25 protein-coding genes are annotated in these 25008 nt (G+C 67.2%); 19 read left to right on the top strand and 6 right to left on the bottom strand.

The window, feature by feature from the left end:
* The first annotated feature begins 173 nt into the window (after positions 1–173).
* Entirely contained in the window at positions 174–1625 is a 1452-nt protein-coding gene (locus F1D05_RS08100; protein WP_185446698.1) for an amidase, read from the top strand.
* Positions 1626–1688: 63 nt separating this feature from the next.
* A complete protein-coding gene (locus F1D05_RS08095; protein WP_185446697.1) occupies positions 1689–2132 on the top strand; it encodes a cupin domain-containing protein in 444 nt (147 codons plus the stop codon).
* A 16-nt stretch (positions 2133–2148) separates the two neighbouring features.
* Here F1D05_RS08095 and F1D05_RS08090 read toward each other — a convergent pair whose 3' ends face one another.
* Entirely contained in the window at positions 2149–2979 is an 831-nt protein-coding gene (locus tag F1D05_RS08090) for an LLM class F420-dependent oxidoreductase (RefSeq protein ID WP_185446696.1), read from the bottom strand.
* Positions 2980–3733: 754 nt separating this feature from the next.
* Between F1D05_RS08090 and ald the strand changes: the two genes are divergently transcribed.
* The 7 genes from ald to F1D05_RS08055 all read left to right on the top strand — a co-directional run bounded on the left by ald (position 3734) and on the right by F1D05_RS08055 (position 10865).
* Positions 3734–4849, top strand: a complete 1116-nt coding sequence (gene ald / locus F1D05_RS08085) for an alanine dehydrogenase (protein WP_185446695.1) — start codon at positions 3734–3736, stop codon at positions 4847–4849.
* Between the two features lie 19 nt (positions 4850–4868).
* Positions 4869–5807, top strand: coding sequence for a site-specific tyrosine recombinase XerD (gene xerD / locus F1D05_RS08080; protein WP_185446694.1), 939 nt, complete (start codon positions 4869–4871; stop codon positions 5805–5807).
* 509 nt (positions 5808–6316) lie between these two features.
* The gene (locus tag F1D05_RS08075) at positions 6317–7192 is read left to right on the top strand and encodes a ParA family protein (protein ID WP_246486840.1); all 876 of its coding nucleotides are present in this window, start codon (positions 6317–6319) and stop codon (positions 7190–7192) included.
* Positions 7177–7581, top strand: a complete 405-nt coding sequence (locus F1D05_RS08070; RefSeq protein WP_185446693.1) for a hypothetical protein — start codon at positions 7177–7179, stop codon at positions 7579–7581. Before F1D05_RS08075 ends, F1D05_RS08070 begins: the two co-directional genes overlap by 16 nt.
* A complete protein-coding gene (locus F1D05_RS08065) occupies positions 7578–8579 on the top strand; it encodes a segregation and condensation protein A (RefSeq protein WP_185446692.1) in 1002 nt (333 codons plus the stop codon). Before F1D05_RS08070 ends, F1D05_RS08065 begins: the two co-directional genes overlap by 4 nt.
* Complete coding sequence (gene scpB / locus F1D05_RS08060; protein ID WP_246486509.1) at positions 8576–10132, top strand: SMC-Scp complex subunit ScpB; 1557 nt, start codon at positions 8576–8578, stop codon at positions 10130–10132. The genes F1D05_RS08065 and scpB overlap by 4 nt, the downstream gene beginning before the upstream one ends.
* A complete protein-coding gene (locus F1D05_RS08055; protein WP_185446691.1) occupies positions 10125–10865 on the top strand; it encodes a pseudouridine synthase in 741 nt (246 codons plus the stop codon). The genes scpB and F1D05_RS08055 overlap by 8 nt, the downstream gene beginning before the upstream one ends.
* On the opposite strand, the gene F1D05_RS08050 is transcribed toward F1D05_RS08055, so the two are convergent.
* Positions 10862–11065 (bottom strand): hypothetical protein, encoded by a 204-nt coding sequence (locus tag F1D05_RS08050; protein ID WP_185446690.1) that lies wholly within the window; start codon positions 11063–11065, stop codon positions 10862–10864. The two genes, F1D05_RS08055 and F1D05_RS08050, sit on opposite strands and share 4 nt — an antisense overlap.
* Positions 11066–11539: 474 nt before the next feature.
* Here F1D05_RS08050 and pafA point away from each other — a divergent pair, with 474 nt between their 5' ends.
* Positions 11540–12901, top strand: a complete 1362-nt coding sequence (gene pafA, locus F1D05_RS08045; RefSeq protein ID WP_020386528.1) for a Pup--protein ligase — start codon at positions 11540–11542, stop codon at positions 12899–12901.
* A gap of 305 nt (positions 12902–13206) precedes the next feature.
* A complete protein-coding gene (locus tag F1D05_RS08040) occupies positions 13207–14202 on the top strand; it encodes an FKBP-type peptidyl-prolyl cis-trans isomerase (protein WP_185446689.1) in 996 nt (331 codons plus the stop codon).
* Positions 14203–14333: 131 nt separating this feature from the next.
* Here F1D05_RS08040 and F1D05_RS08035 read toward each other — a convergent pair whose 3' ends face one another.
* On the bottom strand, positions 14334–15431 hold the full coding sequence (locus F1D05_RS08035) for a DUF3866 family protein (RefSeq protein ID WP_206686320.1): 1098 nt from the start codon (positions 15429–15431) through the stop codon (positions 14334–14336).
* A 112-nt stretch (positions 15432–15543) separates the two neighbouring features.
* Between F1D05_RS08035 and F1D05_RS08030 the strand changes: the two genes are divergently transcribed.
* Positions 15544–16506 (top strand): helix-turn-helix transcriptional regulator, encoded by a 963-nt coding sequence (locus tag F1D05_RS08030; protein WP_185446687.1) that lies wholly within the window; start codon positions 15544–15546, stop codon positions 16504–16506.
* Positions 16503–17480 carry a helix-turn-helix transcriptional regulator gene (locus F1D05_RS08025; protein WP_185446686.1) on the top strand — a complete coding sequence of 326 codons (978 nt, stop codon included), beginning with the start codon at positions 16503–16505 and terminating at the stop codon, positions 17478–17480. Before F1D05_RS08030 ends, F1D05_RS08025 begins: the two co-directional genes overlap by 4 nt.
* Here the strand turns inward: F1D05_RS08025 and F1D05_RS08020 are convergent.
* Entirely contained in the window at positions 17477–18667 is a 1191-nt protein-coding gene (locus tag F1D05_RS08020; RefSeq protein ID WP_185446685.1) for a winged helix DNA-binding domain-containing protein, read from the bottom strand. The genes F1D05_RS08025 and F1D05_RS08020 overlap by 4 nt on opposite strands.
* A 151-nt stretch (positions 18668–18818) precedes the next feature.
* On the opposite strand from F1D05_RS08020, the gene F1D05_RS08015 reads away from it, so the two are divergent.
* From F1D05_RS08015 to F1D05_RS07995, 5 genes are all read left to right on the top strand, one after another.
* Positions 18819–19010, top strand: coding sequence for a hypothetical protein (locus tag F1D05_RS08015; protein ID WP_185446684.1), 192 nt, complete (start codon positions 18819–18821; stop codon positions 19008–19010).
* A 52-nt stretch (positions 19011–19062) separates the two neighbouring features.
* Positions 19063–19371 (top strand): twin-arginine translocase TatA/TatE family subunit, encoded by a 309-nt coding sequence (locus tag F1D05_RS08010; protein ID WP_185446683.1) that lies wholly within the window; start codon positions 19063–19065, stop codon positions 19369–19371.
* A gap of 76 nt (positions 19372–19447) precedes the next feature.
* On the top strand, positions 19448–20206 hold the full coding sequence (gene tatC, locus F1D05_RS08005; protein WP_185446682.1) for a twin-arginine translocase subunit TatC: 759 nt from the start codon (positions 19448–19450) through the stop codon (positions 20204–20206).
* On the top strand, positions 20206–21078 hold the full coding sequence (locus F1D05_RS08000) for a diacylglycerol/lipid kinase family protein (protein WP_185446681.1): 873 nt from the start codon (positions 20206–20208) through the stop codon (positions 21076–21078). The genes tatC and F1D05_RS08000 overlap by 1 nt, the downstream gene beginning before the upstream one ends.
* 122 nt (positions 21079–21200) lie before the next feature.
* Positions 21201–22052, top strand: coding sequence for a chitosanase (locus F1D05_RS07995; RefSeq protein WP_281388925.1), 852 nt, complete (start codon positions 21201–21203; stop codon positions 22050–22052).
* 655 nt (positions 22053–22707) lie between these two features.
* Here the strand turns inward: F1D05_RS07995 and F1D05_RS07990 are convergent.
* Entirely contained in the window at positions 22708–23076 is a 369-nt protein-coding gene (locus tag F1D05_RS07990; RefSeq protein ID WP_246486508.1) for a helix-turn-helix domain-containing protein, read from the bottom strand.
* Between the two features lie 126 nt (positions 23077–23202).
* Here F1D05_RS07990 and F1D05_RS07985 point away from each other — a divergent pair.
* Positions 23203–24401 (top strand): IS3 family transposase gene (locus F1D05_RS07985; RefSeq protein WP_185449045.1). Its coding sequence is split into 2 segments (ribosomal slippage): positions 23203–23467 and positions 23467–24401, totalling 1200 coding nucleotides; the frame shifts between segments, so codons are not numbered across the junction.
* A gap of 39 nt (positions 24402–24440) precedes the next feature.
* On the opposite strand, the gene F1D05_RS07980 is transcribed toward F1D05_RS07985, so the two are convergent.
* Complete coding sequence (locus tag F1D05_RS07980; RefSeq protein ID WP_206686121.1) at positions 24441–24740, bottom strand: hypothetical protein; 300 nt, start codon at positions 24738–24740, stop codon at positions 24441–24443.
* Positions 24741–25008 lie beyond the last annotated feature (268 nt).

Raw genomic sequence — 25008 nt, 5'->3', positions numbered from 1 at the left:
CCCAGTCCGCCCCGGCTACGCCACTACATTGCACTGACCTGCAGTTGCGCGAAGCGTCATTTCATGGCCTATGTCAATGGAGTTGGCCCACTGCTGACACTGTGCCTATTCGGCTTTCCCGTTGCGTGAAGCAGCATTTCGTGGCTGCTGTGGCAGGTCGATAGCGTCGATTCATGGAATACATTTTTCGATCGGCCGAAGAAATCGCTACCGCGTTGCGTGCCGGCGAGGTGACCTCGGTGGAACTGACCGACGAGGCGATCGCCCGGATCGAGCGCGACGACAAGGTGATCAACGCAATCTGTGTGCCGGACTTCGACCATGCGCGGCACGGCGCGCGCCGTGCCGACCAGGCGCGCGCCCGCGGCGAGGACGGGCCGCTGCTCGGTATTCCGGTGACGGTCAAAGAGTCCTACAACATGGCCGGGCTGCCCACGACCTGGGGCATGCCGCACTACGCGAACTATGTGCCGGCCGAGGACGCGGTAGCGGTGGCGCGATTGAAGGCCGCCGGCGCGGTGGTGCTCGGTAAGACCAATGTGCCGTTGGGGCTGCAAGATTTGCAGAGCTTCAACGAGATCTACGGCACCACCAACAACCCGTGGGATCACGATCGCACCCCGGGTGGATCCTCCGGCGGATCAGCGGCGGCCCTTGCGTCCGGATTCGGCGCGCTGTCCATCGGCTCCGACATCGGCGGTTCGTTGCGCACGCCCGCGCATTTCTGCGGTGTCTACGCGCACAAGCCGACGCTCGGGCTGGCGGCGAACCGCGGAATGGTCCCGCCGCCCGCGCCGGCATTGCCGGTCGATCTCGACCTCGCTGTCGTCGGGCCGATGGCGCGCACCGCCCGCGACCTCACGCTGCTGCTCGACGTCATGGCCGGGCCGGACCCGCTGACGCTCGGCGTCGCGCACGACGTGACGCTGCCGCCCGCGCGTCACGAGCGGCTGTCCGGCTTCCGGGTCTTGGTCCTCGACGAGCATCCGCTCATTCCGACCGGGTCCGCTGTGCGGGCGGGCGTGAACCGAGTGGCCGACGCGCTCGTCGCCGGCGGCGCCCGCGTCGAACGGCACAGTCGGTTGCTGCCCGATCTGATCGAAGCCGCGACGCTCTACATGCAGTTGCTGGTTTCGGGCACCGTTGCACGTTTTCCCGTCGAAGCGCACGAGCAGCTGCGGGCCAGCGTCGCCGGACTGAGCCCGGACGACCAGAGTCTCGATGCGGCGCGGCTGCGCGGCATGGTGTTCAGCCACCTCGACTGGATCGAGGCGAACAACCGTCGCGAACTCCACCGCCACGGCTGGCGCCAGCTTTTCGCCGAGTTCGATGCCGTGGTGTGTCCGATCACGCCGACTCCCGCGTTCCCGCACGACCACCACCCGAATCTGCTGGAACGCCGGATCGACATCGACGGCGTCGAGTACCCGTACTTCGACCAGCTCGTCTGGGCCGGTCTGGCGACCATGCCCGGCCTGCCCGCCACCGCCGTACCGGCGGGCAGGTCCCCCGAGGGCCTGCCGGTGGGAGTGCAGCTCATCGGTCCGATGTTCGAGGACCGCACCCCGCTGCGGCTGGCCGAACTGCTCGAGCAGAGGATCGGCGGGTTCCAGGTCCCGGAGTAGGGGCGTACTACCGGGTGTCCGTCGAGGACGAGATGCGTGGGGGCGTGTCGGTAGCGTTCGGGTATGGCTACTGATGAGGTGGAGCGGCCGGAGTTGGCTGAGGTGCTCGGGCTGGTGGCGCATCCCGAGGGTGGGTGGTTTCGGGAGACGTGGCGGTCGGAGGTGGCGTTCGAGCCTGCGGGGTACGGCGGGGAGCGGGCCAGTGCTACGGCGATCTACTTCATGCTCGCGCCGGGGGAGGAGTCGCGGTGGCATCGGGTGCGGTCGGCCGAGATCTGGTTGTGGCACTCGGGTGGGCCGTTGACGCTCGATCTCGGGGGAACCGGTGATGAGCCAGGTGAGGCCGAGCCGGTCACGCTGGGGCCGGATGTGAAAGGCGGGCAGCAGCCGCAGGTCGTCGTACCGGCGGGTGCGTGGCAGGCGGCGAGGCCGGCAGGAGACCAGCCGGTGCTGGTCTCCTGCATCGTCTCGCCCGGGTTCGACTTCGCCGACTTCACCCTGCGCTGAAGGCGAAGCAGGAAAACTAGAGCAATACGGCGGCCAGGGCTTCGTAGCCGGGGAGCAGGTCGGGGCCTTCCTTGCCGATTTGCTGGATGGCGATCTGGTCGGCGCCGGCTTCCAGGTGGGCGGTGAGGCCGTCGGCGATCTCGACCGCGGTGCCGTGGAGGACCAGTGCGTCGACCAGGTCGTCGCTGCCGCCGTCGGCGAGGTCGTCGTCGGTGTAGCCGAGGCGCTTCAGGTTGGTCACGTAGTTCGACAGCTTGAAGTAGGTCGCCAGGTAGTCGCGTGCGACTGCGCGCGCGATCTCCTTGTCGGTCTCCAGCACGACCTTCTGCTCCGGCACCAGCAGTACTCCGTCGCCGAGCGTCGATCGCGCCTGACGAGTGTGCTCCGGCGTCGTCAGGTACGGCACTGCGCCCGCAGTACGGGCAGCTGACAACTTGAGTACGCGCGGGCCGAGTGCCGCGAGCATCCGCCGTTCCATCGGGACCTTGCCGTCGTCGAGCGTGTCGAGATAGTCGACAAGCGTCTCGTACGGCGCCTTGTACTCGCCTGTTTGCTCGCGGTGGCCGATCCCCACGCCGAGCATGAAGCGCCCGGGGGACTCCTCCTCCAGCCGGTGGTACGACTCCGCCACCGTCGCCGCGTCGGCTTTCCACGCGTTCACGATGCTGGTGCCGACGACAACCGAACTCGTCGCGGCCAGCAGTACTTCGGCGTCCCGCAGGTCGGCCGTCGGCGAAGCGCCCAGCCAGAGCGTGCCGTAGCCGAGTTGCTCGAGTCCGACCGCGAGCTCGGGCCCCCATTTGTGGGTCTGGTGCCAGACCCCGACGCGTCCCAGATCGACCGCCACGTCCTACCCCTCTCGTCAAGAACTTCCGTTCATGGCAACCCTGGGCGGAGGGCCGGTCATTCCCCCGCGCCGGAAATTCGCCGGGCGGAGAAAGGCGACATAGGCAAGCATCCCTGACGCCCCCGCAGGTACGTCAACGATCGTTGCGAGGGCAATGATCCGCCCAGGCCGGGCAAGTGCTCAAACTCACCGGCGGAGCAGCACCCGACCGGCAACGATGCCAGGTTCAGCGATGCGCGGCAATCGACGGGATCCGGATCGCCGGGCCACCGCTGCCTCTTCGGACATCGGACGTCCTCCCCGATCGTTTCAGGATGGGGTACCGGAAGGTCTCCAGGACAGAGCTCTCCCGGGAGTGCAAAGCACTGGTGCTGCCTTGTGCAAAGCACGGGTACTGCCTTGTGCAAAGCACGGGTACTGCCTTGTGCAAAGCACTTGTGCTGCCTTGTGCAAAGCACTGGTTAAGGCGAAGGAAAGATTTGCGTCAATAATGCGCGAACGCGCCGAGGGGCCTTCCAGAGCGTGGATCCGGGTGCCAACCTCACGTCGTGCCACGACGTCTTACGAGAGTGTAACCGGACTGCCGTGCCAGTCGTTGGCGCGTCGGGACCGGACAAGACCAACCGGTCGGGTGGTATGAACCTCGCGGGCTTACACTCGGCATCGACCTGGCGTTCCCAACCCCTCGTAACGGCCGGGCCGCGGACCACAGCGAGGTGAGCCGCACACCCTGGAAACGGAAGAAGGGCAAGTTGTGAAGGTCGGAGTTCCGAAGGAAGTCAAGAACCACGAGTACCGGGTGGCGATCACCCCGGCCGGTGTGCACGAGTTCGTGCGCAACGGGCACGAGGTTCTGATCGAGCAGGGCGCCGGCAGCGGTTCGCTGCTCCCCGATGAGGAGTTCGTCGCGGCCGGTGCGCGGATCGTGCCGACGGCCGATGACGTCTGGGCCGACGCCGAGCTGGTGCTGAAGGTCAAGGAGCCGGTGCCGGAGGAGTACCACCGGATGCGCAAGGACCAGGTGCTGTTCACCTACCTGCACCTGGCCGCCAGCCCCGAGACCACCACGGCGCTGACGAGGTCCGGCATCACCGGGATCGCGTACGAGACGGTCCAGCTTCCGGACGGATCGCTCCCGCTGCTCGCCCCGATGAGCGAGGTCGCGGGCCGGCTGGCGCCGCAGGCGGGCTCGTACCACCTGATGGCCAACGGCGGCGGCCGCGGCGTCCTGATGGGTGGCGTCTCCGGCGTGCACGCGGCTCGCGTGGTCGTCATCGGCGCCGGTGTCGCCGGGATGAACGCGGCGGCGATCGCGCTCGGCATGCAGGCCGAGGTGCAGCTGTTCGACCGCAACATCGCCCGCCTCCGCGACGCCGACCGGACGTACCAGGGTCACCTGCGGACGGTCGCCTCGAACGCCTTCGAGATCGAGCGCGCCGTCCTCGAGGCCGACCTGGTCATCGGTGCGGTCCTGGTCACCGGGGCGAAGGCGCCGAAGCTGGTCAGCAACGACCTGGTGAGGCAGATGAAGCCGGGCAGCGTGCTCGTCGACATCGCCATCGACCAGGGCGGCTGCTTCGAGGACTCGCACCCGACCACGCACGCCGACCCGGTCTACAAGGTGCACAACTCGCTGTTCTACTGCGTCGCCAACATGCCTGGCGCGGTGCCGAACACCTCGACGTACGCGCTCACCAACGTGACCCTTCCGTACGCCGTGGAGCTGGCGAACCTGGGATGGCGGGAGGCGCTGAAGAACGACCACAGCCTCGCGCTCGGCCTGAACACCTTCGACGGCCACGTCACCTACGGCCCGGTCGCCGAGGCACACGGCCTGGACCAGCTGAAGCTCGACGAGGTCCTGGTCTGAATCGGCAAGACTGTCCCGCATGAGCAGTGAGGTGGGTAGGGCGGTCAGTTCGTATCTCGACCATCTGACGGTCGAACGCGGGCTGGCCGCCAACACCCTGGCGTCGTACCGGCGGGACCTGCGCCGGTACGACGGGTATCTCGGCAGCACCGGGATCGACAGCCTGGGTCGCGTCACCGAGACCGTCATCGGCGACTTCCTGATGCGGCTGCGCGAGGGCGACGCCGATCATCCGCCGCTGACCGCGTCGAGTGCCGGGCGGACCGTGGTCGCCGTTCGCGGGTTCCACAAGTTCTGCCTGCGCGAGGGTCTGACCGCGGTCGACCCAGCCGCCGCGGTGAAGCCGCCGACTCCGCCGCAACGGTTGCCGAAGGCCCTTTCCGTGGACGAGATCAGCCGGATCCTGACCGCCGCGGCCGGCGCCGAGGCGGAGCCCGCAGTACTGGCGACCCGTGACGCCGCGTTGCTGGAGTTCCTCTACGGAACGGGCGCGCGCATCTCGGAGGCGGTCGGTCTCGACGTGGACGAGGTCGACCTGGAGACCGGCACGGTTCTGCTCCGCGGCAAGGGCAGCAAGGAGCGCGTCGTACCGGTCGGCTCCTACGCCCGCGTCGCGCTCTCGGCGTATCAGGTCCGCGGTCGTCCCGATCTGGTCGGCCGGGGTCGCGGCTCGCACGCGTTGTTCCTGAACGCCCGCGGCGGCCGGCTCTCCCGGCAAAGCGCCTGGACCGTACTGCGGCGCGCGGCCGAGCGGGCCGGGATCGCCAAGGAGATCTCGCCGCACACGCTCCGGCACTCGTTCGCCACGCATCTGCTCGACGGCGGCGCCGACGTGCGGGTGGTCCAGGAACTGCTCGGCCACGCCTCCGTCACCACTACGCAGGTCTACACACTCGTCACGGTCGACAAGCTCCGCGAGGTCTACGCGACCTCGCATCCGCGCGCCCTCTCCGGCTGATCGGACCGCGCGCCTACCGTGGCGCGGGTGGCGAAGGCACCGGCGACGGCGGAAGAGCGGCACGCGAGCTGGCTGGAGCTGTTCTTCGACCTGACCGTCGTTGCCGCGGCGAGGGGACCCGAAAGGGCGTAGTACGAAGCGGTGTGCAATCATTCGGTCACGGTTGGTCATTCTGGCGGTGTGATCGGCCGCGTCCGGAAGGCCGACCGACCCCGCTGCGGAGTGGCTGGTTGAGAGTGCTTGAATGCACGCTTACAGTCGCTGGGATCGCCCGTATCGGTTGAAAGGTTTGACGAGTCATGAACGAGTCGACATTCCCGGGCACCCAGCACCTGCCGCCGTCGATGGAGCCGATCCCGTCGACCCCGGACCCGGCGCCCGCCACGCCAGCAGAACAGGCCCCGAGCCAGCCCGCACCCGCCGCGCCTCCGGCACCGGTACGGGCCGTCACCCCACCCAGCAACTATGCGGAGATGCCCCGGCCGACGGCCAAGCTCACCGCGGAGGACATGGCACCTGTGAATGACCCGCACGGGCCGAGGAACAAGATCGGACCGACCGGACGGCCGCTTCCCGATCTGCCGGAGGTGAAGCCGCCGACCAGGCGCGGACCCGCCGTGGTGATCGCGATGTGTAACCAGAAGGGTGGCGTCGGCAAGACCACGACGACCATCAACCTTGGCGCCGCGATCGCCGAGACCGGGCGCAAGGTGCTGCTGATCGACTTCGACCCGCAGGGCTCGGCCTCGATCGGGCTCGGCGTGCAGCCGCACGACCTCGAGCTGTCGGTCTACAACCTGCTGATGCAGCGCGACATCACCCCCGCCGAGGTGATCCAGGCGACCCGGGTGGAGAACCTCGACCTGCTGCCGGCCAACATCGACCTGTCCGCGGCCGAGGTGCAACTGGTCCAGGAGGTCGCCCGCGAGTACACGCTGCAGCGGGTGCTGGAGCCGATCATCCCGCTGTACGACGTGATCCTGATCGACTGCGCGCCGTCCCTGGGCCTGCTCACCGTGAACGCGCTGACCGCGTCCAACGGCATCGTCGTACCGCTGGAGTGCGAGTTCTTCGCGCTCCGCGGGCTGGCGATGCTGACCGACACGATCGGCAAGGTGCAGGACCGGCTGAACCCGAAGCTGGAGATCGTCGGCATCCTCGGCACCATGTTCGACGGCCGCACCACGCATGCCCGGGAGGTGCTCGACCGGGTCGTCCAGGCCTTCGACGAGCGTGTCTTCCACACCGTCATCCGGCGTACCGTCAAGTTCCCCGAGACCACGGTCGTCGGCGAGCCGATCACGACGTACGCGCCATCGTCCCAAGCGGCTACCCAGTACCGCGACCTTGCCAAGGAGGTGCTGGCGCGTTGTCCCGCCGGGTGAGCCTGCCAGGTGCCAGCGAGCTGTTCGGGGGTGCGGCACCTCAGCAGACCAGACCCGAGAAGCGCACAGCCACTGACGGATCGTCGTTCGACGACCGCCCCGGTTCCAACGGGCGGTCCCGGACGGCTGTCGTCGAGGATCGCAAGTCCAGTGGCCGGATCCGGCACGACACGAAGATCACCGTGTACGTGACCGAGGAAGAGCTGCTCGGCCTGGAACAGACCAGACTCGCGTTGCGAGCCGAGCACGGCCTGACCGCGGACCGCGGCCGGATCGTCCGCGAGGCGATCGACGTACTGCTGGCCGATTTCGTCGACCACGGCCCGGACTCGGTCCTGGTCCAGCGCCTGCGGGCCGCTGAGTCAGCCGCGGAGCCTGCCTCGTCATGAGCGACGCCCCCACCTCGGAACTGCCGATCGAGCTGCCGGGCGCTACCGACCCGGAGCTGCCGACGGCTGCCGAGGGCAAGGGCTTCAGCGTTCACCTGGTCAACTTCGAGGGTCCGTTCGACCTGTTGCTGCAGCTGATCAGCAAGCACAAGCTCGACATCACCGAGATCTCGCTGTCCCAGGTCACCGACGACTTCATCGCGCACATCAAGGCGCTCGGGTCGGAGTGGGACCTGGACCAGACCTCGGAGTTCTTGCTGATCGCGGCGACATTGCTGGATCTGAAGGCGGCCCGGCTGCTGCCGCAGGGCGATGTCGAGGACCACGAGGATCTGGCGCTGCTGGAGGCGCGCGACCTGTTGTTCGCGCGGTTGTTGCAGTACCGCGCGTTCAAGCAGATCGCGGCGTTGATGCAGACGCGGATGGCGGAGGAAGCCAAGCGCTTCCCGCGTGCTGTCGGGATGGAGCCGCGGTTCGCCGATCTGCTTCCCGAAGTACTGCTCGGGATTGATCCGGCCGGGCTTGCCGCGCTGGCTGCTCGCGCGATGGCGCCGAAGGACATCATTCCTGAGGGGGTGTCGCTGGCGCACTTGCACGCACCGGCTGTGACGGTTCGCGAGCAGGCGCTGGTGATCGTGGATCGGTTGCGCCGGCAACGCAGTACTACGTTCCGTGCGCTGGTCGCCGACTCGCCGGACACGGTCACGACGGTTTGCCGGTTTTTGGCGTTGCTCGAGTTGTTCCGTGAGGCGGCGGTGTCGTTCGACCAAGTGACGCCGTTGGGGGAGCTGACGATCCGGTGGACCGGTGCCGACGACGGTGAGATCGATGTCAGCGACGAGTTCGACGAGGTGGCGGAAGCGGAGTCGGGTGAAGGCGAAGCGCCGCTGGTACCGGAGGAGACGCCGGAGTGGTTCGAGTCCGGCACCCCGGTGACCGTCGACGATCCGCCCGACCCCGAGAACACAGCAGTCCAGAACGAGACGGTGGACCAGTGACCGAAAACCAAACCACAACCGACCTCGACACCTCGCCCGAGGTGGAAACCGAGGAAGGCGCAGTGGAGACGCCCGACGCCGGCAGCGCGGTCGAAGGAGCGGACGCCGCGACCGCGGATGCGCTGGAGTCGGTAACCGGGACCGAGCAGGTTGTCGACCGCGAGCCCGAGCCCGACATCGCGGTCGACGACGCGGCCGCCTCGGCGGTCGCCGAGGGTGAGGGCGAGGTCGACCCCGCCTCAGCGGTCGCCGAGGATGAGGGCGACGAGATCGACCTCGCCTCCGCCTCTGTGGTTGCCGAGGGTGAGGGTGCGCCGTTCGGGGATGACGAAGGGGTGTTGTCGGGGGCTGAGGTTGTTGTTGATGACGCGACGATGCGACGGGCGCTGGAAGCTATTTTGATGGTGACGGACGAGCCGTTGCCGGCGCTGGCGTTGGCGCGGACCGTCGGGCGCCCGACCGGGGACGTCGCGAATGCGCTGAACGAGCTTGCGGGTGAGTACACCGAGCAGGGACGTGGGTTCGACCTGCGTGAGGTCGGCGGCGGCTGGCGGTTCTACACGCGCGCCGACACCGCGCAGTACGTCGAACGCTTTGTCCTGGACGGGCAGCAGTCGAGATTGACCCAGGCGGCTCTGGAGACGCTGGCCGTGGTCTCGTACAAGCAGCCGGTCAGTCGCGCGCGGGTCTCGGCGATCCGTGGCGTCAACGTCGACGGCGTGATGCGCACGCTGATCAGCCGCGGCCTGGTCGAGGAGGCCGGCTCGGACACGGAATCGCAGGCGACCCTGTACCGGACCACCTCGTACTTCCTGGAACGGATGGGCATGCAGAGCCTGGACGACCTGCCCGAACTCGCGCCTTACCTCCCCGATATGGACGACATGGAAGAAGAACTCGCCGCCCAGAACGCCCAGGCACCGGCGGAAGGCGAGTCGGCTGAGGCCGCCGAGCCAACCGAGGCGTCTGCGCCAACCGGGGCGTCTGCGCCAACCGAGGCGTCCGCGCCGACTGATGCGTCGGAGGCAACTGACTCCGAAGCCGAGATCGACGAGGCCGACACCGCCAGCGCCATAGTCGACGACGCCGAGGAGAGCGATCTTCCCGGCGACGAGGTCGTTCAGTCCGGCGTGGGGGAGTGGGTGGCTGAGGATGCGGGGGACGGGGAAGAGTTGGAGTCGGCTGAGGAGCTGGAGGCCGGCGGGGACGAGATCGGGACCGACGTCGACCCTGCCGAGATCCCGTCCGTCGAAGAAGATGCCGATGGCAACGATGAAGAAGGTGGGCCCGCGGATTCCGACGCTGCTGAAGGTGATTCCGCCGAGTCGGACGATACTGCGAGTGATGGAGAGTCGGACACCGCCGAGGTGACCAACGACGAGGCCGAAGACGCGGTCGACGGGTTTGACGAGGATGACGAGTCTGCGGATGAGCGGCTTGAGGCTGCTGAGGAGTTGGAGGCGGCGGGGGCGCCGAGTGGGTTCGACGGTGACGGGGAGTCGGTAGGCGGCACTTCGCAGTACGGGACAGAGGCGAACGATCGCGATGAGTGACACCGAAGAGACCGGCATCCGCCTGCAGAAGGCGCTGGCGCAGGCAGGGATCGCCAGCCGACGGAATTCTGAACTCCTGATCGAGCAGGGGCGGGTCGAGGTGGACGGCGCCGTGGTGACGGAGTTCGGCACCCGGGTTGATCCTGCCGTGTCGGTGATCCGGGTCGACGGCGAACGCATCCCCCCGCTCACCGACCACGCGTACCTGGTGCTGAACAAGCCGCGTGGTGTGGTGACGACGATGTCGGATCCCCAGGGCCGCCCGTGCGTCGCCGACTACGTGCTCGATCGCCCCGAGCGGCTGTTCCACATCGGCCGCCTCGACACCGACACCGAGGGCCTGCTGCTGCTCACCAACCACGGTGAGTTCGCGCATCGGCTCGCCCACCCGTCGTACGAGGTCTCCAAGACGTACGTCGCCGAGGTCGACGGCAACGTCAAGCTGGGAACGCTCCGCCGGCTGCTCGACGGCGTCAACCTCGAGGACGGCCCGGCCCAGGCCGACACGGTCAAGGAGATCTCCAGCATCCGCGGCCGCACCCTCGTCCAGATCACCCTGCACGAAGGCCGCAACCGGATCGTCCGCCGGATGTTCGACGCGATCGGTCACCCGGTCAAGCGACTCACACGTACGGCGATCGGCCCGGTCCGCCGCGGCAACCTCCACACCGGCGAACTCCGCGACCTCGACCACAAGGAACTGGGTCAACTCCTCGACCTCGTAGACCTCTAGAGCGAGCGGTCGAAGAACCCGCGAACCAGCCGTCGTACCGCGGGGATCGCGTGCGGGCTGTCGCCGGTGAGGTGGCGTTGGGCGACTGGGGTGGTGAGGCCGGCCGCGACCAGTTGTGGGGTCAGGGCGGCGTAGTCGGTGAAGATCCAGTGGTTGGCGTTGGGGAGTTCCGTACGCCGTACGCGGCCGCCGTGTGACATGACGGCCGACCAAGTGCGAAGTCGACCTCGCTGGTCTCACCCGGGTGATCGATCGTCACCACCACGTACCCATCGCTGGCCAGGTCCTCGGCCAACGACGTCCCGATAGTCCGCGGGTCGGTGCCGCCCGGGCTGTAGAGCAGGACCGGACGACGTCCAGGGAGAGCCGGCGCATCGACGTACGAATGCGTCATGGTGGTCGCCCAGTCGACTCCACTGACAGGCAGGTCCGGATGGAGCAGTCCGGCGTCGAGACCTTTGAAGATGTCAGCCGCGACCGGTGAGAGCTGTGGCAGTGGTTGGCGGCTGTCGTCCGCGGTACGGGCGGATCTCCACCCGAGGATCCACCCCGCGGCGGAACGGCGTACGAGGTGGTCTCTGACCTGGGGTGGTTGACATCAAAGGGGTAACGCCACGAAACGGCGCGCCTGAGACGAGGCACGGATGTCGGAGCTGCGCCGTAGGGTGGGGGATGTGAACCGGCGAATCTTCGGCCTGGAGAACGAGTACGGAGTCACCTGCACTTTTCGCGGTCAGCGCCGACTGACCCCCGATGAGGTGGCAAGGTACCTGTTTCGGCGAGTCGTGTCCTGGGGGCGGAGCAGTAACGTCTTCCTCCGCAACGGGGCCCGCCTCTATCTCGACGTGGGCTCCCACCCGGAGTACGCGACTGGTGAGTGCGATTCGGTCACCGACCTGATCGCGCACGACAAGGCCGGCGAGCGGATCCTCGAAGGGTTGCTCGTCGACGCCCAGAAGCGGCTGCACGACGAGGGCATCTTCGGCGACGTCTACCTGTTCAAGAACAACACCGACTCGGCCGGCAACTCCTATGGTTGCCACGAGAACTACCTGGTCAGCAGGCACGGCGACTTCGCCAAGCTGGCCGACGTGCTGATCCCGTTCCTGGTCACCCGGCAGCTGATCTGCGGCGCCGGCAAGGTGCTGCAGACGCCGCGAGGCGCTGTGTACTCCGTGAGCCAGCGGGCCGAGCACATCTGGGAAGGCGTCTCCAGCGCGACGACGCGGTCCCGCCCGATCATCAACACCCGCGACGAGCCGCACGCGGACGCCGAGCGGTTCCGCCGGCTGCACGTGATCGTCGGCGACTCGAACATGTCCGAGACCACGATGCTGCTCAAGGTCGCCAGTACGGATCTCGTACTGCGGATGATCGAGGCCGGCATCGTCATGCGCGACCTGACGCTGGACAACCCGATCCGGGCGATCCGCGAGATCAGCCACGACATGACCGGGCGGCGCGAGGTGCGGCTGGCCAACGGCCGCGAGGCGAGCGCGCTCGACATCCAAGGCGAGTACCTGACCAAGGCGCGCGACTTCGTCGACCGTCGTGAGCTCGGGACGCCGGCGGTGGAGCGGGCGCTGAACCTGTGGGAGCGCTGTCTGAAGGCGATCGAGTCCGGCGACCTGTCCGGGATCGAGCGCGAGATCGACTGGGTGATCAAGTACCGGCTGATCGAGCGCTACCGCCAGCAGAACAACCTCGGTCTGGCCAGCCCGCGGGTGGCCCAGCTCGATCTGGCGTACCACGACATCCACCGGCCGCGCGGGCTGTATTACCTGCTCGAGCGCAAGGGTGCCGTCACTCGCGTGGTAGACGACCTGCGGGTGTTCGAGGCGAAGTCGGTGCCGCCGCAGACGACGCGGGCCCGGCTGCGTGGCGAGTTCATCAAGCGGGCTCAGGAGCGTCGCCGCGACTTCACCGTCGACTGGGTGCACCTGAAGCTGAACGACCAGGCCCAGCGGACGGTGCTGTGCAAGGACCCGTTCAAGTCCCACGACGAGCGCGTAGAGAAGCTCATCGCGAGTATGTAAAGGGAAAGAGTTGTGGTGGGGGTCCACGACGAGCGCGTCGAGAAGCTCATCGCGAGTATGTAAGGGAAAGAGTTGTGGTGGGGTCCACGACGAGCGCGTAGAGAAGCTCATCGCGAGTGTGTGACGTTGCTGGGAGGGGGCTGGGAGTCTGCTGTGCGACGCTGCGTGACGTGATCGAACGGTGACTGAGGTGAGTGCTCCGCCGCTTGCCCGTGCAGGCTAGGGTGGGCGGCGTTCATCTGGCCGTATCCAGGCAGGCCCGGTCTCTCAGGGCCCCCGCCGTGAGATTTCGAGGTGCTCGTTTCGTGCGCAAGCTGTTGAGTCTGGTCGCTGTGCTGGCCATGGGGTCCACCCTGGTCGCCTGTGGCTCGGACGATTCCAAAGCCGGAGGCGACTTCGGCAAGTCCGGGATCAAGGTGACCGAGGAGTTCGGCAAGAAGCCGACCGTGACGCACCGCGACGGTGACCCCGACAAGGCCCTGGTCACCGAGGTGCTCAAGGAGGGCGACGGGGCCGAGGTCAAGAAGGGCGAGCTGCTCACCGCGAACTACCTCGGCCAGATCTGGCGCGACGGCAAGGTGTTCGACAACTCCTACGACCGCGGTGCGCCGTCGTCGTTCCCGATCGGTGTCGGTGGCGTCATCACCGGCTGGGACGAAGGACTGGTCGGCAAGAAGCTCGGTAGCCGCGTGCTGCTGTCGATCCCGGCCGACAAGGGCTACAAGGAGCGGGGCAACACCGACGCCGGTATCAAGGGCGACGACACGCTGATCTTCGTCGTCGACCTGGTCAGTTCGGCCGCGAACGACACCAAGCTGGACGCGGAGCCGGTCACCTCGGTGGCCAGCCCGTTCAAGGTCACCGGCGAGCTGAACGCCGAGCCGAAGGTGACCGTCCCGGCCGGGACCAAGCCGCCGGCGAAGCCGGGCAAGCCGGTCGTCTTCGCGCTCGGCAAGGGCAAGCCGGTCGAGAAGGCCAGCCAGATCGTCGGCCGCTACGTCGTCTTCGACTACACCGGCAAGAAGCAGGCCAGCACCTGGGACGGCACGCCGGCCTCGGCGTCCGCGCCCGCGCAGCCCGGCGCCCCGACCGATCAGCTCCAGGTCGGCCCTGGCCCGAGCGGCCAGACCGGTGCGCTGGACGGCCTCGCCGGTATCCCGATCGGCAGCCGGGTCCTGATCGAGCTCCCGGCCAGCAAGGACGACAAGGGCAAGACGGTCAACGCGTTCGCCGTGATCGACATCCTGAACTCGTTCCCGGCCCCGAAGCCGGCCACCCCGTCGGCGACGCCGTCGAACTGATCTCCCGTACTGCGTAAGCGGTCTGTGGCTCAGGCAGTTACCTGGGCCACAGGCCGCTTTTGCTGTCGTGGATCGAGAGAATGCGTTCCTTGAGTGCCATGCTTCCACTGTCAGCCGTGGAAGCCCGCGGATCAGGAGTACTGGGACCCCGAACCCGGTGGTGGTACGTCCACCAGCCCGGCCGCGAACCGTCCGGCGGCGGCCGCTGCCTCGAAGTACGAGCGATCGGCGTCCAGGTTGCGGCCCATCGTCGACAGCTTGACCGGAGCGGCCGCCAACGCGTCGTACAGGCCGTCCACAGACACCCGTACTACGTGGTGACGCGCCTTGAGAGGTTCGGCGGCATCCCGGACGAGGTCGCCGAATTCACCCTCCAGGTCCGGTACGACGACGTCGGCAGGCTGCAGCGCGACCCGCCCGTACGCCGTCAGGCTGTGGTGCGAGATGCCCCGGTGCCGAGGTCGCGGATCGGCCTCGGAGATCCGCAGCGACGCCACGGCTCGTCCGCCGAGCGTGCCGATCGCGTTGACCGCCTCACCCGACTGCACCCCCGAGAAGCCCCAGCGCGTACCAGTGCCGAGGTTGCCGGGGCCCTGCGTGATCACGACGACCTCAGCCGCCAGGACGTGTACTGCGGTCAGTAGGCCGGTGTGGACGGTCACGGCCTCACGGTCTCCACCAAAGGCCTGCCCGACGGTCACTGTCCCGCCTAGCCAGCCCGCGTCCTTCAGAGCAGGCACAGTGCGCGAGAAAGCCAAAGGCAAGGCGCCGCCGTCAGTCATAACGTAGACCACCCGCGTACCGGGCCTTGCCTCGAACACCCCGGCCAGTACGGCGGGCAGCGCCGAGTGCAGGTCCGCCACGACGACCGGTGTACCGAACAGGTCATCGGCGTCACGCAGTACGGCGTGGTCGGGGGAGTCCTGCTCATCAGCGCCCAGCACCATCGACTGCAGGGGCGTATAGCGCGCCTTGACCAGGTGGCCGGTCTCTGGCGGGTCCGGAGGCAGCCGGTCGGGGATCGCCACCACCAGGGCGTAGCCGCCGGTCCCGAGGCCACGGTCGAGCGCGCCGACGTTCAGCAGCACCCGGTCGCCCACAGCGGGCGACCCGACCAGGTCCGGGTAGGCCAGTGCCCGCACGGCACGGTCCCCGATCACCACTGCCAGTTCCTGCGCTCCAGGCCACCCTCGGCCGAGTTCGCTGACTACACCCTCGCGCCACCGCATCACGGACTGACTGTAGTCAACCGGCCGACCAGATGTGAGCGGAGCGGCCGATTAGAACACCTGTTCGGCGCGGGGCTACGACCCTGCACCATGGACGCCGTAAGGTGGTCGGGTGTCGGCGCGGAAGAGTGAGCGGCTGCTCAATTTGGTGATCTGCCTGCTGGTCGCGCGCACCTATGTGACCAAGGAGCGGATCCGCGAGGTGGTCGAGGGCTACGCCGGGCAGACCGACGACGCCTTCGAGAAGATGTTCGAGCGCGACAAGGACGAGTTGCGCGACCTCGGCATCCCGATCGAGATGGGCACCATCGACAAGTTCTTCTCCGACGACGTCGGCTACCGGATCCGCCGGGACGTCTTCGAGCTGCCCGAGGTGCACCTGGAGCCGGACGAGGCCGCCGTGCTCGGTGTCGCCGCCCGGGTCTGGCAGCACGCCAGCCTCGCCGAGGCGACCACCTCGGCTGTGCTCAAGCTGAAGGCCGCCGGGATCCAGACCGACCAGTCCGCGCTGAGCGCGATCGAGCCGCACGTCGGAGCCTCCGAGCCGGCCTTCGACCCGCTCTGGTCGGCCGTGGTCAGCCGCAGCGTGGTCCGGTTCGAGCACCGCCGCAGCGGTCTGGCCGAGCCGACCCAGCGGACCCTCGAGCCGTGGGGGATCGTGTCCTGGCACGGCCGCTGGTACGTCGTGGGCCGCGACCGCGACCGGGAGGCGACCCGGATGTTCCGGATGTCCCGGATCGGTGGCGACGTCAAGACGGTCGGCGAGGCCGGCGCGTTCGTCGTACCGGAAGGCACCGATCTGCGGTCACTGGTCTCCGAGCTGGCTCCGCCGCGGCCGACGTCCGAGGCGAAGGTGCGGGCCCGGACCGGCTCGTGCGTCAGCCTGCGTCGCCGCGCGAACGCGATCGAGCCGTACGAGGAGGGCTGGGACCTGCTGCACGTCCCGTACGCCGACTCGGGGGTTCTCGCCGAGGAGATCGCGTCGTACGGGCCTGATGCGGTTGTCGAAGGACCTGGTGACGTGCTGGACGGCGTACTGCGTCGCCTGCGGACGGTCGCCGGGGTGGCTGTATGAGTAACGCGCGGGACCAGGTGCAGCGGCTGCTCGCGCTGGTGCCGTACCTGCGGGAGAACGACGGCGCGCGGGTGGACGACGTCGCGGCGGAGTTCGGCGTCCGGCCGAAGCAGATCATCGCCGACCTGAAGGTGCTCTGGTTCTGCGGGCTGCCCGGCGCGCAGATGGGCGATCTGATCGAGATCGACATCGACGCGGCCGAGGGCGACGGCGTCATCCATCTGAACAACGCGGACTACCTGGCCCGGCCGTTGCGGCTGGCCGCGGACGAGGCGCTGGCGCTGCTGACCGCGCTGCGTACGCTCCGCGAGGTCACTGCCGGGCACGACCGGGACGCGGTCGACCGTGCGATCGCCAAGCTGGAGCGAGCCGCGGGGGAGGGCGCTGCGGCCATCGAAGGCTCCGCGGCGCACGTCCACGTGGAGCCGGCCGCGCCGGAGATCGCCGACATGGTGAACCGCGCGCTGGCCGAGCACCGCCGGATGCACCTCACGTACGACGTACCGTCCCGCGACGAGACCACCGAGCGGGACGTCGACCCGATGCGACTGGTCGTGTCCGAGGGCCGCACGTACCTGGAGGCGTGGTGCCGGCTGGCCGAGGATGTCCGTCTTTTCCGCCTCGACCGGATCGCCGGCGCCAAGGTGCTGGACCTGCCGAGCGAGCCACCTCCGCAGGCGACGCCTCGGGACCTGTCGAACGGCATGTTCCAGCCGTCGGAGTTCGACCTGCTCGCGACCGTCCAACTGGCTCCGCCCGCCCGCTGGGTCGCGGAGTACTACCCGACCGAGTCGGTGGACGAAGGCCCAGAGGGTTCCCTGATCGTGAAGCTGCGGGTCGCGGACACGGCCTGGCTCCAACGCCTCGTACTCCGCTTGGGCGGCTCCGCGACCGTCCTGGAACCGGCCGACCTGAGCGACCAGATCGCCGCCACCGCCCGCGAGGCACTCTCGGCGTACGACGACTATCTCTAGCCCTGGGACAGCGTCTTCTCCAGGGGTGACCGGAAGCGAGGAGTCACCCGTACGCCGGCCAGCCAGCTGGTCCACTTGGCTGCCTCGATCTCGATCGCGGCGGTGGCCTCGGCGCCGACGTCCTCCAGCAGCCTGAACCGGACCTCACCCGACTCGGGCTGGCCCCAGCCGCCCACGATCCGGCCGTTCACCCAGATCGTCGGGCCGACGTTGCCGGTGTTGTCGAAGAGCTGGGGCTTGTACTCGCCCAGGTACCAGTCGCGGTCCTTCCAGCCCATCGGTGTCGGGTCCAACGCCGGCAGCAGCGCGACCCATGGTCCGAGCTCTTCGGTGGGCTCCTCGTCGCCTGGCAGCACGTAGCCGATCGCGCCGTTCAGATCCACCTCGACCGCTTCGACCGCTTTGAGTGCCTTCCTCGTCTGGCCCAGCGTCCAGCCGGACCACCACTGCAGATCCACGGCCGTCCCGGGCCCGAACGAGCCCAACCAGGCCTTGGCCAGCTCGGCTCGGGCGTCGTCCACAGGCAACTTGTCGCCGAGTCCGCCTGGCACCCACTTCTCGGCGGGGGCCCACTGGTGCTGGCCGCTCAGCCAGGTCCCGAGCGGGCGGCCCCGGACGATCCGGCCTTCCGCGGCCAGTTGGAAGAGGACCCGGCTGGTGACATAGGGCTGAGCGGCGTACGACTTGCCCGCTGCCATCGCGAGGCGGCTCCGCAGCCTTGGTTCGTCGGCGGAGAGTTCGTTGGCGGTGGCGGAACCGCGCAGCGTGAGGGCGGTCGCGGTGGACTCCTCGACGGCCCGCAGCCACTTGCCGGAGGCGTCCGGATCGCCGCCGATGCCCGCCTCGGTGAGGTGCTTGACCAGCAGTTTCCGCTGTTTCACCGCGATGTCGTCGGTGCAAGCAGCCTGGATCACCGGCGCGAACTTGGTCGGCGCGACGAAGACCGTACGCCGCATGCCGAGCATCCGGATCAGCGTGCGATCGTCGTACAGGGCACGCTCTGTGCCAGCGACCTCACTCCCAGGCACCCTGGCGGCTACGGAGAGGTGAACCGTCGCCGGGTCGGTCGCGTGCAGCACCACCACGGACTCGGCTGCCTGGACGGGGTCCGCCGCCTGGCAAGAGGGTGCCAGCCGGTGCCGCCGGCCGATCCTGGCCCGCCGCTCGCCGACCTCGATCCGCTCCATCGAATTGCCCCGTTTCTCCCTGGTGATACCAAGTGTCCCGACCCGGGACACTAGTTCTTATCATTACGTTCCGACCACGTTCCGCGAGCGTTGGGCCCTGGGACTGCCCGCGAGCCGCGTTGGTGCCCGGGAACCGGATAGGCTCGGGGACATGTACTGGTTTCTGCTGTTCCTCGGCGTGCTGGCGGTGTGGCTTCTGGTCCTCGCCCTGCTCGCCAAGAAACTGTGGGGCCAAAGCAAGGCACTGACACGTGAGTTGGTCGCCGCCCAGTCCAAGCTCGATGCCGCGCAGTCGGAGGCCAGGTCCGGACGGACCGCCGAAGATGTGCGGGCCCGGGCGTAGTATCGGCGCTCACTGTTGAGCCACGAGTAGAAGTCGGTAGAGGGAGTTCGTCATGGTTTCGGAACTCGGTATGCCCCAGGGCGCGGAGTGGCTCGTCATCCTCGCGATCGTCGTTTTGCTTTTCGGCTCGGCCAAGCTGCCGGCATTGGTCAAGCAGCTCGGCAAGTCGAAGAAGATCTGGGAAGAAGAGGTCGGCCCGGGTCGCAAGAAGGACGACGAGCTGACCCAGGGCGTCCAGGCGCCGACCCAGCAGGTGAACCCGCAGGTGCAGGCCCCCAGTCAGCAGCCGGTTCAGCAGCCGAACCAGGTGAACGGCCAGGCGCCGGGCGACGGTCTGCCGCCGACGCACACGGCCAACTGAGCCTCGCGCTCCATCTGTGACAGTGGTGAAGATCGGACGGCGGAAAGAGCGCCGCCCGAAAGACGAAGAGGGTCGGATGACCCTGCGTGAGCACATCATCGAGCTCCGGAACCGGTTGCTCATCAGTGTGCTCGCCATCGTCGTGTGCACCGTCGGCGCCTGGTTCATCTATCACCGGGCCTTCATCTTCCTGACCGATCCGTTCTACGAGAGCGTCCGGCAGCTGAATCCTGGGGCCGGTGAGACCAAGCCGATCCTGACTTTGGCGGGGGTCGGCGATGCGTTGACGTTCCAGATCAAGGTGTCGGCGTTGATCGGTCTGGTGTTGTCGGGGCCGATCTGGCTTTATCAGTTGTGGGCGTTCATCGCGCCTGGGTTGCATCGGAGTGAGAAGAAGTGGGCGATCCTGTTCGCGGCGATCGCCGCGCCGTTGTTCGCCGGCGGGATGGCGGTCGCGTACTGGACGCTGCCGAAGGGCATCGCGATTCTGATCAGCTTCACTCCGGATGCGGTGCAGAACCTGGTTGAGGTGCCGCATTATCTGGATTTCGTGATCCGGACGATGCTGGTGTTCGGGATCGCGTTTTTGATCCCGTTGGTGGTGGTTTTGCTGAATATGGTCGGGTTGGTGCCGGCGTCGGCGTTGAGTAAGTTCCGGCCGTACATCATCTTGGTGATTTTCGTTTTCGCCGCGGTCGCGACTCCGTCTGGTGATCCGTTCACGATGTGTCTGCTGGCTATCCCGATGTGCCTGCTGTTCTTTGTCGCCGAGGTGATCTGCCGGATCAACGACAGGCGCCGCTCGCGCAAGACCGAGAAAATGCTGGCCGACTGATGAGCCGACACATCGCCCTGGTGGTCAACCCCACCAGCGGTCGGGGCCTGGGTGCCCGGGTCGCGCCCGTCGTCCGGCAGCGGCTGAAGTCCGCCGGGCTGACGGTCTCGGAGTACGCGACGACCTGCGCGGAGGACGTCGGCCGGATCTCCGCCGAGGTGATCGCCTCGGGTGCCGACGCGGTCGCGCTGGTCGGCGGCGACGGCACGATCCACCTCGGCGCCCAGGTGCTGGCGAAGTCCGGGATGCCGTTCGGCGTGATCCCGGCCGGCACCGGCAACGACTTCGCCCGCGGCGTCGGCATACCGATGAAGGACCCGGCGGCCGCGGCCGACCTGATCGTCGCGGGCAGGACCCGGGCGGTCGACCTGGCGGTGGCGAAGGACGAGTTCATCACCACGGTCGTGGCCGGCGGCTTCGATTCGCTGGTGAACAAGCGCGCCAACGCGATGACCTGGCCGAAGGGCAACTCGCGGTACACCCTGGCTACGCTGGCGGAGCTGCGCACGTTCAAGCCGCTCTCGTACGTCATCACGGTCGATGGCGAGGTGATCGAGACCGAGGCGATGCTGGTCGCGGTCGGCACCGGTCCGACGTACGGCGGTGGGCTGCAGATCTGCGCGGGTGCCGAGATCGACGACGGGCTGCTCGACATCACCATCATCAAGCCGGTCTCGCGGCTCACGCTGCTGCAGATGTTCCCCAAGCTGGCCAAGGGCACGCATGTCGGCCATCCGATGCTGCACACGCTCCGCGGCAGCTCGGTCCGGCTGGAGTCCCCGACCGTCACGGCGTACGCCGACGGCGAGATCCTCGGCGAGCTGCCGGTCGACATCGGGATCGCACCAGGAGCCTTGACCGTCTTCGCCTAGCTCTGGTCGTTAAGACTGGGGCAATCACGGAACGAATTTCACCGATCTCTGTTCGTCACCGGATTTATCTGATAGGAAAGCTTCCTAACAGATACCGCTCGACGCCCCTCGAAGGAGAGATCGTGCTCAACCGCCCCCGTAGGACCAGCACGAAATTGGCCGCGATCCTGATCGGCTTCGCCGTTGCCGCCACCCCGGCGTACGCGATGGCCTCGCCGTTCCAGCCGCACTCGGAAGCCGCTTCGCACGTCACCAAGGTCACGGCGACCGGGCTGGACGACCCGGCCAAGAAGGAAATCGCGATGAAGATCGTCTCCAGCGCGGAGAACTCCTCGCTGGATTGGAAGGCGCAGTACAAGTACATCGAGGACATCGACGACGGCCGCGGTTACACGGCCGGCATCATCGGGTTCTGCTCCGGTACCGGCGACATGCTGGACCTGGTGGAGCTCTACAAGACCCGCAAGCCCGGCAACGTGCTGGAGAAGTACCTGCCGGCGCTGCGCAACGTCGACGGCAGCGACTCGCACTCGGGTCTTGACCCGAACTACACCAGGGACTGGAAGACCGCCGCCAACGACTCTGTTTTCAAGGCTGCCCAGGACAGCGAGCGCGACCGGGTGTACTTCAACCCGTCCGTGAGGCAGGGCAAGTCCGACGGCGTCGGCGTACTCGGCCAGTTCATGTACTACGACGCGATCGTCATGCACGGTGGCGGCAACGACTCCACCAGCTTCGGCGGCATCCGCAAGCGTGCCCTGACCAAGGCCAAGCCGCCGTCGCAGGGCGGTAACGAGACCACCTGGCTCAACGCCTTCCTCGACGCCCGCGTCTGGGCGATGAAGCAAGAGGAGGCCCACAGCGACACCAGCCGGGTCGACACCGCCCAACGCGTCTTCCTCCGCAACGGCAACCTCAACCTCAACACCCCCCTCGACTGGAAGGTCTACGGCGACAGCTTCCACATCAGCTGACCCCACACCCCCCCAAGACCCTCGCACCCCAAGTCCCGGGGGTGCGGGGGTCTTCTCGTACTACACCCCCAGGCACCTCCTCCGTCGCCGCTCCCACCCAGTACGCCGCTCCTAATGGGGGCCGGTTGGTGCTGCCCACCATTGTTCGCCGCCACCTGGTTCCCGGGGTCCGGGTGGCCCGGGATCGGGTCCGCTGACGCGATGTTCGGCCGATAGCGCGCTATAAGTCCGGCAGCGGACGAAAAACCCGGCAGCTCGACTTCCCGAACCCGCCCTCGCCGAGCAGGCTAAGCAGCGTTCGACCGGTAGCACCTGACACACCGCGAAACCGGGAGCCTTGTGCACCAGATGAGCACGGCACCGCAGGGGAATGCTCAACCAGTGCTCAAAGACGCCGAATCGGGGGGGGGCGGGGCCGGCCTCACCAACCACACCCCGCGGGTCACCCCTCCCCGCGGGATCCGCGGAGCTGCGTCCCCACAGCTTGACACCCTTAACCCCTGGGATGTCTACGTCGCGGCTAATAGCAAGACGACCTAGATCACGCGAAACCGCCCTCCGCCCGCGCCGCTGCTCCTCCGTCGCAGCTTGGTGACGATGTGAGCAGGTGTCGCCGAAGCTGACCTCTCGCCGGAACCGCCGCTCGGCTGCGGGGCTAGACCTGGTTCGGGTCGCGGAAGCGGTCGAGGTCGATCTCCATCTCCATTCCGTTCAGGAGAACGACGATCCGCGGCTGCTCCGCGCCGGTCGCGTGCAGGTACTCCGCGAGGGTGGACAGCAGCATGTCGCTCCGCCGCTCGAGGCGCGAGACGACTGCTTGCCCCACGCCGAGTCGCTCAGCCACCTCCACCTGGGTGAGGCCACCAGCCCGCCGGATCATCGCCAGATTCTCGGCGTAGACGCGATCCATCTCACCCGACTCGGCTTCCACCACGGCGACACCAGCAGCGATGTCCGGCCGCGCCAGCAACTGATCGAGACGGTCATTGCCACGCACAAACGTCGCTCTGCTCTTCTCACTCACGGCCGTCCTTCCTCGCCTCTCGCTTCCATTGATCAATCACCCCGTCGGCACGAGCACCAACTGAGGTGCCACGAACCTTCCGGACAGCGGCTCAACTAAGATTGAGCTGTCCGGAAAGGGAAGATGTTGCCGCGTCCGAAGAAGAATTTCACTCCTGAGTATCGGGAGGAAGCTGTGAAGTCGGTGATTGAGACTTCACGTTCTGTCACTCAGGTCGCGAGAGAGCTCGGCATCAACCCGGGAACCCTCAGTAACTGGGTGAGCGCCTTTAAGCGAGACCATGCCGGCGAGGAACCGGCATTGAGCATGGACGAGCGTGCGCGGCTCCGCGAGCTGGAGCGGGAGACGCGAGAACTCCGGATGGAAAACGAGTTCCTAAAAAAAGCCGCAGCATACTTTGCCAAGGATCATCGTTGAGCGAAAAGTTCGAGTTCATCGATGCGGAGTATGCCAACAGGTTGACCCGAGAGAACGGAAATGCGCCGTCGATTGTGAAGATGTGCCGGTGGCTCGAGGTGAAACGGTCCAGTTTCAATGATTGGCGGAGCCGTCCGATGTCGGCGACTGCGCGCCGCCAAGGCGAACTCAAGCTGATCATCGTCAAGTCGTTCGAAGAGTCCGACGAGACCTACGGGTACCGGCGGGTGCATGCCGACCTGGTGGCCTGGGGTGTGACCTGTGGGCTGGAGTTGGTGCGCAAGCTCATGCGTGAGTTGGGTTTGGAGCCGTGCCAGCCGCGGCCGTGGCGGCACTGTCTGACCGAGCAGGATGGCCAGGCCGGCCCGATCCCGGATCTGGTAGATCGGGACTTCACCGCTGATGCTCCGGGGCACAAGATGGTCGGAGACATTACCTATGTCTCGACCTGGGAAGGGTGGCTTTATCTGGCGACCGTGCTCGATTGCCACACCAAAGCTGTGATCGGGTGGGCCATGGACGACAATTACAAAACCCCGCTGATCGAAGCCGCGATCGACATGGCGGTGCGGAATCACGATCTTGTCGACGGCGCAATCTTTCACTCCGACCGGGGCAGCAACTACACTTCCGCCCAGTTCGCCGCGACTTTGAAGAACAATAATCTTCGCCAATCAGTCGGGCGGACCGGTATCTGTTACGACAATGCGATGGCCGAATCGTTCTTCGGCGCTCTCAAGAACGAGCGTACCCACCGAACCGAGTACCCGACCCGCGACCATGCACGCCGCGATATCGCCCGCTACATCGAATTGCGCTACAATACTAAACGCCGTCACTCAGGGCTCGGCTACCGGACCCCACAGCAAGCCCACGACGACTACCTGGAAACACAATCCGCCGCCTGAATCAGCCATCAAAAAGCTGTCCGGAAAGCGCGTGGCACCTCAAACGGAGTTGTAGAAGACGTCGCCGATCCGGGCTTTGTCTCCCGCAAAGAGTGTGACGACGACAGTGCCTGAGGCGGGTGGAAACCAGCAGATGAGCCGGATCGCAATGCCTTCGCGATACGGATGGGACACCCGCCAGAGCGGGTAGCGCTTGGACTGCCGGATCCACCGGAGGGTGGCTGTCTCCATGTCTCGGGTCGGCGGTTCATCGAGGTCTTGGAGACGTTTGAGGGCGGCGGTGACCAAGATGAGGACCTGCTGCGCATGCGCGTCTCCCTTGTCCGCCCGTGTTTCCACGCCCGTCGAGCCGAACGCCGAACTCGGCCGGCCAGTCGATCTGCACGGCGACACTATGTCACCGGAGTCATATGACTCCGGTGACATATCTGGTATTGGCTGCCCCGGCAACGATTTCGTGTGCGGCGTGGGGCTGGAGGTGGGGTGGTGGGTGTGGGTGGTTTGGGGTTGGGGGTGCGGTTGGGGGATAGGTTCGGGGTATGGCGCGGGTGGTGGTGGGGGAGGCGGTTTCGCTGGCGGGTGCGCGGCGGGTCGCGTTGGCGGCGCA

Source organism: Kribbella qitaiheensis (assembly GCF_014217565.1).
Classification (GTDB): domain Bacteria; phylum Actinomycetota; class Actinomycetes; order Propionibacteriales; family Kribbellaceae; genus Kribbella; species Kribbella qitaiheensis_A.
The sequence above is the reverse complement of the archived record's forward strand: the minus strand, read 5'-3'. Positions and strand labels throughout refer to the sequence as shown.

What these genes read in the sequence shown, in the direction of transcription:
- F1D05_RS08015 (WP_185446684.1), top strand. Translation starts at nt 18,819, where the DNA reads ATGTACTGGTTTCTGCTGTTCCTCGGCGTGCTGGCGGTGTGGCTTCTG.
- F1D05_RS08025 (WP_185446686.1), top strand. Translation starts at nt 16,503, where the DNA reads ATGAGTAACGCGCGGGACCAGGTGCAGCGGCTGCTCGCGCTGGTGCCG.
- F1D05_RS08095 (WP_185446697.1), top strand. Translation starts at nt 1,689, where the DNA reads ATGGCTACTGATGAGGTGGAGCGGCCGGAGTTGGCTGAGGTGCTCGGG.
- F1D05_RS08035 (WP_206686320.1), bottom strand. Translation starts at nt 15,431, where the DNA reads ATGCGGTGGCGCGAGGGTGTAGTCAGCGAACTCGGCCGAGGGTGGCCT.
- F1D05_RS08050 (WP_185446690.1), bottom strand. Translation starts at nt 11,065, where the DNA reads ATGTCACACGGCGGCCGCGTACGGCGTACGGAACTCCCCAACGCCAAC.
- F1D05_RS08010 (WP_185446683.1), top strand. Translation starts at nt 19,063, where the DNA reads ATGGTTTCGGAACTCGGTATGCCCCAGGGCGCGGAGTGGCTCGTCATC.
- F1D05_RS08000 (WP_185446681.1), top strand. Translation starts at nt 20,206, where the DNA reads ATGAGCCGACACATCGCCCTGGTGGTCAACCCCACCAGCGGTCGGGGC.
- xerD (WP_185446694.1), top strand. Translation starts at nt 4,869, where the DNA reads ATGAGCAGTGAGGTGGGTAGGGCGGTCAGTTCGTATCTCGACCATCTG.
- F1D05_RS08065 (WP_185446692.1), top strand. Translation starts at nt 7,578, where the DNA reads ATGAGCGACGCCCCCACCTCGGAACTGCCGATCGAGCTGCCGGGCGCT.
- tatC (WP_185446682.1), top strand. Translation starts at nt 19,448, where the DNA reads ATGACCCTGCGTGAGCACATCATCGAGCTCCGGAACCGGTTGCTCATC.
- F1D05_RS08020 (WP_185446685.1), bottom strand. Translation starts at nt 18,667, where the DNA reads ATGGAGCGGATCGAGGTCGGCGAGCGGCGGGCCAGGATCGGCCGGCGG.
- F1D05_RS08075 (WP_246486840.1), top strand. Translation starts at nt 6,317, where the DNA reads ATGGCACCTGTGAATGACCCGCACGGGCCGAGGAACAAGATCGGACCG.
- F1D05_RS08100 (WP_185446698.1), top strand. Translation starts at nt 174, where the DNA reads ATGGAATACATTTTTCGATCGGCCGAAGAAATCGCTACCGCGTTGCGT.
- F1D05_RS08055 (WP_185446691.1), top strand. Translation starts at nt 10,125, where the DNA reads ATGAGTGACACCGAAGAGACCGGCATCCGCCTGCAGAAGGCGCTGGCG.